Source organism: Protofrankia sp. CiT1, from assembly GCF_917627335.1.
Classification (GTDB): Bacteria; Actinomycetota; Actinomycetes; order Frankiales; family Frankiaceae; genus Protofrankia.
On the sequence record NZ_CAKJTP010000159.1, the window covers coordinates 4799 to 5746 of the forward strand.

Below are 948 nucleotides of genomic sequence, written 5' to 3' on the forward strand. Positions count from 1 at the left end.
GCCTCGCGCCGGTCAGGGGCGGCGTCCCACGTAGAGGCGGGCAGGTGCGGGCCACGTCCGAGGAACCTCAGCGACGTCGCTGAAGCCTGCCGCCGCGATGGTCGGGACGAGTTCGTCCGAGCGCCACGGATGGCCGCCGCAGCGAATGGTGCGCAGGTCGGTCAGTAAGCTGGACAACCGGTCATCAAGGCCGGTGAACGTACCCGCGAGCAGCCAGCCGCCCGGCCGCAACGCACCGGAAACGGCAGCCAGCGCCGCCGGGACGATATCCGCAGGCAGGAACGGCATTGGAAGCCAGATCACGTCGAATCCCGCCTCGTTGTCGAGGGCAGCTACGTCCTGTCGCCGAACTTCGACGCGACCGGCTATGCGTTCTGCTTCGATATTGCTGCGGGCCAGGTTCAGTGCGGGTTCAAATATGTCAATACCCACTACGCGCAGCTCGGGATAGGAACGGGCCATAGCGATCGCCAACCAGCCGGTCCCCGTCCCGACATCAAGGAAGTCCGCCCCGGGAGCAGTCAGGCGGCTATTCAGGTCGGGTAGCATGCCCGCGGCGGTCCGCACGGCGTCACAGATCGCCATCGAAAGACGGCCGATGCTCTGCAGCAGCGGCACGTTGATTTGGTCCCAGCTCCCGACACGGCCGGGATTTTCGATCAGCTCCGCTGCCTGCTGCACGAACGCACGAGCCAGCCCCACCACCGGGGCGGCATGGCCGCCGTACCCGCCGGGTTCGCCGAGCAGTTCGACGGCGATGTCGGCCAGCAATGCACGTACCCGCGGATCGGCCGGCAGATTCTCGGTCTCTATGCGCACATGGGCGGCCAATGCCGCCAACGCGTCCAACGATGAGCCCAAGCGAACCGCCGTACTCATCAACGCCTCGGACACGACGTCCCCCCTTCTGATCTGCCCGCACCTGCCGGCGGAGTCAGGGTAGACCAA

1 protein-coding gene is annotated in these 948 nt (G+C 66.8%); it reads right to left on the reverse strand.

Annotated elements, in window-relative coordinates:
- Positions 1–12: 12 nt before the first annotated feature.
- Positions 13–948: cyclopropane-fatty-acyl-phospholipid synthase family protein (locus MJ785_RS18345; RefSeq protein ID WP_239381974.1), on the reverse strand; the 936-nt coding region annotated here is incomplete at its 5' end.